The 6,161-nt window shown below is 43.5% G+C and carries 4 protein-coding genes; 3 read left to right on the forward strand and 1 reads right to left on the reverse strand.

The genetic code is table 11. From position 1 onward, the window contains the following. Positions 1-315 precede the first annotated feature (315 nt). From RMO52_RS02000 to RMO52_RS02010, 3 genes are all read left to right on the forward strand, one after another. Positions 316-1,011: a DUF305 domain-containing protein gene (locus RMO52_RS02000; RefSeq protein ID WP_309742227.1), complete on the forward strand. Its 696-nt coding sequence runs from the start codon at positions 316-318 to the stop codon at positions 1,009-1,011. Positions 1,012-1,082: 71 nt separating this feature from the next. Next, on the forward strand, positions 1,083-3,023 hold the full coding sequence (locus RMO52_RS02005; RefSeq protein ID WP_310410439.1) for an efflux RND transporter periplasmic adaptor subunit: 1,941 nt from the start codon (positions 1,083-1,085) through the stop codon (positions 3,021-3,023). Positions 3,024-3,073: 50 nt separating this feature from the next. After that, complete coding sequence (locus RMO52_RS02010) at positions 3,074-4,681, forward strand: HEAT repeat domain-containing protein (protein WP_309738267.1); 1,608 nt, start codon at positions 3,074-3,076, stop codon at positions 4,679-4,681. Between the two features lie 152 nt (positions 4,682-4,833). Here the strand turns inward: RMO52_RS02010 and RMO52_RS02015 are convergent, their stop codons facing one another. Next, positions 4,834-5,847, reverse strand: coding sequence for a hypothetical protein (locus RMO52_RS02015; protein ID WP_310410441.1), 1,014 nt, complete (start codon positions 5,845-5,847; stop codon positions 4,834-4,836). Positions 5,848-6,161 lie beyond the last annotated feature (314 nt).

The following is a 6,161-nucleotide window of genomic DNA, read 5'->3' on the forward strand; positions in this document are numbered from 1 at the left end:
GCACGTTGAGGGGAGTAGGATCGTGCTCCTGGCGGCGTTTGCGAACATCTGTTAAATTGGTACCGATCGCCGAATACGGGGTAAAATTTGCAACCGTTTGAACTGGTGACATTAGTAGTGCCTCTGTAGATGAAAGATATCATACTACTAGAGTCCCCTCGATCGCGACAGTTGTAACTAACGTTAGTTCGGGATAAGTTAGAACTGCTGTAAATGAAATTAATGTGAAATCTCGACTCAATCCATTTCATCTTAATTTCATCTCATTCATTTAAAATCGTAGTAACGGCAAAATTATGATTATTTAGATTGATTATGAATACTAAAATTAAATTGCTCACATCGATCGCGATGGTGACGGGAACGATTGGTTTTGGTTCCCTAGCAATCGCTAACTTCACGACTTCCAACAGATCGAATTCAACAATTGCCCAAAATGGAGGGATGAATCATGATGGCATGAATCATGATGGCATGAAAAAGGGGGGCATGATGAATCATAGTATGGATGTTGGCCCCGCTGATGCTAACTACGATCTGCGCTTTATCGATAGTATGATTCCCCACCATCAGGGTGCATTAGTAATGGCTCAGGAAGTATTAGAAAAGTCCAAACGTCCCGAACTAATTAAGCTAGCTAAAGGTATGCTCGCCGAGCAGCAAAAAGAAATCGCCCAGATGCAACAGTGGCGCAAGCAATGGTATCCCAAAGCATCGGCAACACCGATAATGTGGCACGCTGCTATGAATCATGAAATGGCAATGACAGCCGAACACAAGCAGTCAATGATGATGAGTATGTCATTGGGTAAAGCTGATGCGGGGTTCGATCGTAGATTCCTCGATGCGATGATTCCCCATCATCAAGGTGCCGTGACAATGGGACAAGATTTATTGAAAAAATCTAAACGTCCAGAGATGCAAAAACTCGCTCAAAATATCATTAAGTCTCAACAGGCAGAAATCGCTCAGATGGCTCAATGGCGGAAAGAATGGTCTGCAAGTAAATAGTTGATGAGCATTCATATTCATCTCATCTAGCACTGGCAAACTGGGAACTATCAGCGTTTAGTTGAGCAACTATGGCTATAAATACTAACTCACAGACAGCTTCATCCTCGATCGCTCCAGCCATTCGCGCAGTGAGGCGGTTAAGCTGGCTATTACTACCCATCTGGCTCTCGCTAGTATCCCCATTAGCACTCGCTCATGGCGGGCATGGTAATGAATTTGGCTCTCAAGAGGGAACGAAAAGTACCAAAGTGCAAGTCGATGGAGCAACGGCTCAACAGATTGGGGTACAAACAGTTGCTGCCAAAAAACAAAGCTTGAATGTCGAAATTTCCGCTACCGGACAGATTGAGTTATTACCCAGCAAACAAGTAGAAGTTACTGCCCCAATTAAGGGTAAACTCGTCCAGCTTTTGGTACAACCTGGCACGAGAGTCAAAGCAGGACAAATCCTGGCGAGGATGTCTAGCCCCGAACTCAACGAACTACGAACGAGTTCCCTCGAAAAACGATCGACAGCAATCGCGCTACTCCAACAAGCTCAAACCGATCGCAACCTCGCCCAACAAAGTTATCAAAAAATCGCCCAAATCGCCACCGCTGAAACAGATCGGGCGCGGAGTCAATTAACAGCCGCTCGATCTAGACTCGCGCGAGAACAACAACTCGTCAAAAGTGGTTCGGTAGTTCGAGCGGCGAAAACCAGCTATCAGCGTCAACAGCAAATCGCCACCGCCGAGATTAGCTCCGCTCGAACCGAACTAGAATTAGCTCAGGAACGGTACCAAAAGGATGTAGAACTAAACAAGAGTGGGGCACTGGCACGCCGTCAGATGTTGGAATCTCAGGCTAAACTAGCCGAAGCCCGAACTGCATTAGTCAAAGCCACAAGTCAGTCAGGAGTAGCCCAAGCCGAAACCGAACTCCGCAAAGCCGAAACCGAATTACCCCTACGAGAACTGCGGGATGCTGAGCAGCAGGTAGCCGAAGCCCAGGGGCAACAGGCAAAAGCGACGAACCAAAGATCGGTAGTCGAAGCTAATGCTCAAGTCCAAAAAGCGAACTCAGCCGTAACCGCCGCGCAAAATCAGCTCAGACTTAGCGATGCTAGTTATCGCGGGCTGCTGGCACAATTGGGAAATCGAGCGAATGCTCAGGGTATAGTGACTATTACCGCCCCGATCGATGGGACGATTGCCGATCGAGAAATTACGATCGGGCAGTCTGTCGCCGATCCTGGAGCCAAGTTAATGACGATTACCGACGATCGGCAAGTATTAGCAACTGCCAATATCTACGAGCGGGATTTAGGACGATTAAAAATCGGTCAGCAGGTTAGTGTAAAAGTGCCTGGAGCGGGTGATAAAGTGTTTTCAGGTCAGATTTCGAGGATCGTGACGGCGGTGGACTCCCAGAGCCGGGTAGTTCCCGTTCAAGCAACATTAGATAATCCAGATGGTTTGCTCAAAGCTGGAACCTTTGCCGAATTCAAATTAGCTACCAGTCAAATCACTACCCCAGTGGTAGTAATTCCGGCGAGTGCAGTGGTAGAAGCTAATTTAGAGAAATTAGTCTACATCAAAAGTGGCGACAGCTATCAGCCTACCACCGTTACCCTCGGGCAAACTATTGGCGATCTAGTTGAAGTCAAGACAGGACTATTTGCTGGGGACTCAGTAGTCAGTCAACGCGCCCCCCAACTCTACGCTCAATCTCTGAAAAAGCAGCCAGCTAGCGAACATAGTACAGCAGTCAAGCCCGATGCTACCAGTCCAAATCAAATACCATCTTATCTAGTCTGGGGTTTAGTTCCAGCCGTTGGCATTTTGGGGGGTAGTGCTTTTTGGTTGGGGCGCAGAAGTAATGGAGTTATGACGAGTATTGGCGATGTTGTGGAGCCGGAGGATGAAGTTATAGATTTGCCAGGTGTGGAGACAGTAGTATTAGAGGAAGCTACTGTCGATCGGGTACATTCAAAATCTGAATCTGAATCGGTGCGGATCGATCGATAAACAATATTATTCTGTCGAGAGCCGTTACATAATGATAGGACTTTGGTACGATGTTTAAGTGGTTAATGCTTTGGGGAGCTACACAAACAGCACTAATAACAATCATTGAAAATTGGAAAGACGATCCCGAAACTTTGTCATGTTTGAAAAATCTCGCGCAACAGCATGATGACTGGGATGTTGAAGATACAATTGTTGAAGCAGAGGCACAAAAGCGGCAAAACAATTCAGATATTTTGCCTTGGCTCAAAGATGATTGGGACTTTCGAGAGATCTTAGTAAAAGCGATCGCAAAATGGTGGCATAACGATCCAGGTACGTTACCTTGGCTCAAAGATCTCGTCAGACATGAGCATAATGAATATGTTAAACGATATACTACCGCAGAGATATTACGAGATTGGGAAAGCGATCCGCATATTATGCCAATTCTTCCTTTAGTCAAATATGGAAGTAGACAATATATTCGATGTACAGCAGTAGAAGTCGTCGCTAAATACTGGAAAAACGATCGGGACACTCTGCCTTGGCTCAAAGAAATTGCCCTGCAAGCAGATTATAGGTGGTTATGTGATGCGATATTAGAAGCAATTGCCCAGGGTTGGAGAAATGACCCCAATACTTTGCCTTGGCTCAGACAAATAGCTCAAGAAAGTAAGGATTCAATTATCGTATGTGCCGTAGCAGAGACCATAAAGCAAAGCTGGAAAGATGAGCTAGAAACATTAGCTATTCTCAAGCACCGCGCTCAATACGATAATGAGAAATATTTTCTTCGTTGTGTAATGGTAGAAGCCATCGCACATGCTTGGAGAGATAATCTACATACATTACCCTGGCTCAAGGACATAGCTCAAAATGCCGATGATTGGCATGTTCGAGGTGCTGCGGCACAAGCTTTACTTCAAGGCTGGAAAGACGATATAGACACTTTATCAATCATTAAGCACCGCGTTCAATATGATTGGGACGATCGTTATAGATGTCTTTTGGTAAAAGATATCGCTCAAGTTTGGAAAAACGATTCAAATACTCTGCCCTGGCTTCAACAGATGGTACAAAATGGTATCCAAGATGGTCTTGCAATCGAGGAAATTATCCGAGGTTGGAAAGATGAGCCAGCTATTCTACCCTGGTTTAAAGAACTAGCAAAACACAGCGATAATGAGTTTGTTAGATGTGGAATAGTACGAGTTTTAGCTGAAGAGTGGCAAGATGAACCAGATAACTTGCCTTTTTTTAATGACATCATTCAACATGATGATAGTTGGAGTGTTAGACTCAATCTAGTGATGTCAGTAGATATATATTACAAAAGCAGTCCAGATGTTTTATCTACATTTAAGAAATGTGCTCAACAAGATAGTCATTGGATTGTGAGAAATGCAGCAGTTAACGCACTGGTGGAACGTCGGCAATATAAACAGGATATATTTACATTCTTGTATTGTCTTACTATTGACGATCCCTTTCAGCGGCAGGGATTTGGTGAAAGCAACCCTCGTCTAACCGCATTGAAAGCTATCTGCAAAAACCATCGAGATCGAACTGAAGAAATACTAGAGTTATTAGTCGATCGCGCCGAAAATGATTCTGACGAACAAGTCAGAGAATTTGCCGCAAAAAGATTGGCTATCTGGAAAGGTAGAATATCGTAATGGCGGTGATACAATTGGGTATCGATCGATTGGACTAATATCGCTCTTCCGCCAGATTTAGAATTATTTGAGTGTCTTTATGTCTCATGATATACAGGTAAGTTTAATCGATTACCCTAACCAATTTTCTAAATCCTCTACCACCTGAAAATCTAATCGATCGAGAGGTTAGATTTATGGAGAACGATATCGAGGCTAACAAAACAGTCGAGTTCGGAACGATTGATTTCGATCGGATTGCCGGAAGGATCTAGAGCAATAATGAGATCGTCCGCTCGAAGGCGATGGATTTGCCATAGAGCATTAGTCGGATAGAGATCGCCTTGACTGTTGCCATCATCGCATCTTACCACCCGATACTGACAGCTAAGATCTTCGTTCGCGACGCGTCCCCTTTGGGGAATCAATTCGATGGCGATCTGGCATCTAATAGCGAGTTTATCTGGTACTAGCAAAAATCGATCTACTAAATCATCGGGCAACCAAATCAAATCCCAGTATTGAGAATAGATTAACATTCCTGCCTTACTGCAATGAATTACTCGGAAAATACTATTGATATCTATCTGAGTTGCATTCGTTCCTTCATTGCCAGGATTGTCAATAATTTGCCGATAAACATTTATATATTCAATCTCTAGTTCCGAGTCTGTTTCGCAAATATACATCGCTCCTTTTGGACAAATACGGAGGTAGATATTCGGTCTAACTTCGATATGATTATCAGTAATTTCAATTATTCCAGCATCGATCGATACGCTACCTTCATATCTGACTAGACCATTAACTTTAATTCCCCAAGGTGAGAAAAAATGCTCGACTAAATAATCGAGCCATTCAACATATCTGTCGAATTTTTCTCCGCCATTATGCTCCAGGCGTTCACCTCTATCGTTAACTCGCCACTTGCACCATAGACTCGGTTGGTTTCCTGGCGGTAGATTGAAATCGACAATCGATTTATCTTCATCTTCAACATCAACAAAATATTCAGCATCTACACCTAAATTGAGTCCGATCGCTGCTAGTCTGCGATTATTTTCAATCGCATCGGGATCTCGTTTGACTCTTCTAGTCCGAGCAAATTTTTGTAGATAATCTGTCTGAGCTAGAGAAAGAGCTGGAGTTAGCATCCAAAAACCGTAAAAGTCAGTGCTATAGCCCATAATAAGATTTTCTTTTGAGTAAGTTAGATATTTTTAAAGAGATGAAAGAAGGTAGCGTTGAGCGAGGCAAAAATAAAACAATGATGACAACTACTTTGTGAATCAGTTTCGTTATTTTATCGCAACTTCTGTCTTTTTAGATGTCTGTTGAATTTCATCTGAATTTCATCATGCTTGTGTATTGTTAGAACCAAGCGGACACTTATCCTCATCTTTAACACTAAAAATGCTCGGAAATATCGTTCAGTGGGTAATTAACCGTCGTTGGCTGGTCGTAATCGCCGCTGTTATCGTCTCCTTATGGACAGTTTATG

This window comes from Chamaesiphon sp. OTE_8_metabat_110, from assembly GCF_031382685.1.
Taxonomy (GTDB): domain Bacteria; phylum Cyanobacteriota; class Cyanobacteriia; order Cyanobacteriales; family Chamaesiphonaceae; genus Chamaesiphon.